Source organism: Halanaerobium sp., assembly GCF_003070835.1.
Genome location: NZ_QBLR01000352.1, coordinates 1 through 3,314 on the forward strand (window position 1 = coordinate 1; position 3,314 = coordinate 3,314).

3 protein-coding genes are annotated in these 3,314 nt (G+C 34.6%); all 3 read left to right on the top strand.

Translation table 11 applies throughout. The annotated features are described in order from the left end of the window. Positions 1-31: 31 nt before the first annotated feature. Genes CI949_RS18860 through CI949_RS18870 form a run of 3 tightly spaced genes read left to right on the top strand, consistent with a single transcriptional unit; the run spans position 32 to position 3,264 of the window. Complete coding sequence (locus CI949_RS18860) at positions 32-1,171, top strand: acyl-CoA dehydrogenase (protein ID WP_290769266.1); 1,140 nt, start codon at positions 32-34, stop codon at positions 1,169-1,171. 28 nt (positions 1,172-1,199) lie between these two features. Continuing rightward, a complete protein-coding gene (locus tag CI949_RS18865) occupies positions 1,200-1,988 on the top strand; it encodes an electron transfer flavoprotein subunit beta/FixA family protein (RefSeq protein WP_290769267.1) in 789 nt (262 codons plus the stop codon). Between the two features lie 19 nt (positions 1,989-2,007). Further along, a complete protein-coding gene (locus tag CI949_RS18870; RefSeq protein ID WP_290769268.1) occupies positions 2,008-3,264 on the top strand; it encodes an electron transfer flavoprotein subunit alpha in 1,257 nt (418 codons plus the stop codon). Positions 3,265-3,314: the final 50 nt, after the last annotated feature.

The window sequence follows — 3,314 nt, forward strand, 5'->3', positions numbered from 1 at the left end:
AAGCAATAAAGTAAAATTTGGAGGTAAAAAAATGGATTTTAATTTGAATAGTACTCAGGAAATGATAAAAAAAGTTGTTAGAGATTTCGCCGAAAATGAAGTTAAAGATATAGCTGCTGAAATTGATGAAAGTTGTGAATTTCCAAAAGAAAATGTGAAAAAAATGGCAAAAGCTGATATGTTAGGTATTCCTTTTCCAAAAAAATATGATGGAGCAGGTGCTGATACATTAAGTTATGCTATAACAGTCGAAGAATTATCCAAAGCATGTGCAACTCATGGAGTAATTGTTTCTGCTCATACTTCTTTAGGTGCTCATCCAATTTATCAATTTGGAAATGAAGAACAGAAGGAGAAATACTTAAAACCACTAGCAAGAGGAGATAAATTAGGTGCTTTTGGTTTAACTGAGCCAGATGCAGGTACTGATGCATCAGCGCAAAAGACTACTGCAGTATTAGATGGTGATGAGTATATAATTAATGGTTCTAAAATATTTATTACCAATGCTGGAGAGGCTGATACTTTTATTGTTTTTGCAATGACTGATAAGAGCAAAGGAACAAGAGGAATCAGTGCCTTTATTATTGAGAGAGATACTCCAGGCTTTAAACTTGGTAAAAAAGAAAATAAACTGGGAATTAATGCATCAGATACCAGAGAGTTGATCTTCCAAGATTGTAGAGTTCCAAAAGAAAACCTGCTCGGCAAAGAAGGAATGGGTTTCAAAATCGCTATGGCAACATTAGATGGCGGTAGAATTGGAATTGCTGCTCAGGCTTTAGGTATAGCTCAAAGAGCTTTAGATGAGACTGTTCAGTATGTTAAAGAAAGAGAACAATTTGGCAGACCTATTTCTAAGTTTCAGGGTTTACAGTGGGAAATAGCTGAAATGGGCACTAAAGTTGAAGCTGCAAGATTATTAGTTTACAAAGCAGCAAAAGCTAAAGATTCAGGTCAGAGATATTCTAAAGAGGCAGCAATGGCTAAGTATTATGCTTCAGAAGCTGCTGTATATGTTGCAAATAAAGCAATTCAGCTCCATGGTGGTTATGGATATATGAAAGAATATCCAGTTGAGCGTTTATTACGTGATGCAAAGATTACAGAAATTTATGAAGGAACAACTGAAGTACAGAAGATGGTTATTGCAGGTTCTTTATTAAAATAAATTAGATTTACTAACAGGAGGTAATATAATGAATATATTAGTATGTGTGAAACAGGTACCAGACACAAATGAAGTAAAAATTGATGAAGAAAAAGGAACATTAATTAGAGATGGTGTCCCAAGTATTATAAATCCAGAAGATAAGATCGCTTTAGAAGAAGCAGTAAGATTGAAAGAAGAAAATGGTGGGAAGGTTACAGTAATTAGTATGGGACCTCCTCAGGCTAAAAATGCACTTTTAGAAGCTTATGCAATGGGAGCTGACGAATGTATTCTTCTTTCAGATAGAGCATTTGCTGGTTCTGATACCTGGGCAACTTCTTATACATTAGCACAGGGAATTAAAGAGGCAGGCGAGTTTGACCTTATTTTCTGTGGTCGTCAGGCAATTGATGGAGATACAGCACAGGTAGGACCACAAATTGCTGAAAAACTAGAAATTCCTCAGATTACATATGTCAAAGCTCTGGAAGTAGATGGCAAGAAAGTTAAAGCTAAAAGAGCTTTAGAAGATGGCTATAGTGTTGTAGAAACTGAATTACCAGTACTATTAACAGTAATTGATGATCTTAATAAACCACGATATCCTTCTATTTCAAGAGTTGTCTCAGCTTTCCAAAAAGAAGACTGTATTAAGGTTTGGACAGTAGAAGATTTTGAAATTGATAAGACAAAGCTAGGTCTTGATGCGTCTCCAACTCAGGTATATGATACCTTTGTGCCTACAAATGAGAAAAAAGGTGAAATATTAGAAGGAAACGAAAAAGAAAAAGTTAAGAAATTATTAGAAAAATTGAAGATGGAACAGGTAATATAATTATAGGAGGAATAGTTGAATGCTAAAAATATTTGAAAATAATTGTGTCGGATGTGGAGTTTGTGTAAGTAACTGTCCATTTGATGCTTTAAAAATGGAGAATGATATAGCTGTTGTTGACTCTGAAAAATGTACTATGTGTGGAATTTGTGTCAAAGAATGTAAATTTGATGCAATGGAAATTGAAAAAGAAAATAAAGTTGAAAAACAGGATGTCTCAGGTTATGAAGGTGTTTGGGTTTTAGCAGAACAGAGAAACAATAAATTAATGGATGTTGCTTTTGAATTATGTAGTGAGGGTAGAAAGTTAGCTGATGAACTGGATACAACTTTATCAGCAGTTGTCTTAGCCTCAGATATTAAAGAAGAAGCAAAAGAATTGTTTGCATATCAAGCAGATCACGTATATATTGTAGAGGATGAAGAATTAAAAGATTATAGAACCGAAACTTATACATCTGTCATTTGTGATTTAATTAATGAGTTAAAACCTGAGATAGTTCTTTTAGGTGCTACTCACAATGGTAGAGATCTTGGGCCAAGAATTTCGGCTCGTTTAGATACCGGTTTAACAGCAGACTGTACTAAATTAGCAATTGATAAGGAAAGAAAAATTTTATTACAGACCAGACCAGCTTTTGGCGGTAACTTAATGGCAACAATTATTTGTCCTGACCACAGACCTCAAATGTCAACAGTAAGGCCTGGAGTTATGGAAAAGGCAGAGCCAGATTATTCTAGAAGTGGAGAAATCGAAGAAATTGAAGTAGAAATTGCTGACAAAAATATCAAATCACATGTTACAGATAGTGGTAAAATTATCAATCTAAAATCTGATCTATCTGACATTGATATTTATACTACCATTAAAGAAATAATCAAAGAAGCTAAGGGTAGTGTTAATCTAGAAGAAGCAGAAATTATTGTTTCAGGTGGTCGTGGTGTTGGCAGTCCTGAAAACTTCGAATTGATTGAAGAACTGGCTTCTGTTTTAGGTGGAGAAGTAGGTGCTTCTCGTGCTGTAGTAGATGAGGGCTGGATCGATAAAGCTCATCAGGTAGGACAGACCGGAAAAACAGTTAAACCAAGAGTTTATTTTGCCTGTGGTATCTCTGGAGCAATCCAGCACAAAGCAGGTATGGAAAGTTCTAACTTAATTATTGCTATTAACATAGATGAAGATGCTCCAATTTTTGAAATCTGTGATTATGGTCTTGTTGGAGATCTAAAGAAAACTATCCCAATGCTTAGTAAGGCTTTTAAAGATTTAGAATAATAAAAGTTAATAAACAAAATAATAAAACCAGCAGGAAATTTCCTGCTGGT

Excerpts from the sequence above, each read along its gene's own strand:
- CI949_RS18860 (WP_290769266.1), top strand. The coding sequence starts at position 32 with ATGGATTTTAATTTGAATAGTACTCAGGAAATGATAAAAAAAGTTGTT.
- CI949_RS18865 (WP_290769267.1), top strand. The coding sequence starts at position 1,200 with ATGAATATATTAGTATGTGTGAAACAGGTACCAGACACAAATGAAGTA.
- CI949_RS18870 (WP_290769268.1), top strand. The coding sequence starts at position 2,008 with ATGCTAAAAATATTTGAAAATAATTGTGTCGGATGTGGAGTTTGTGTA.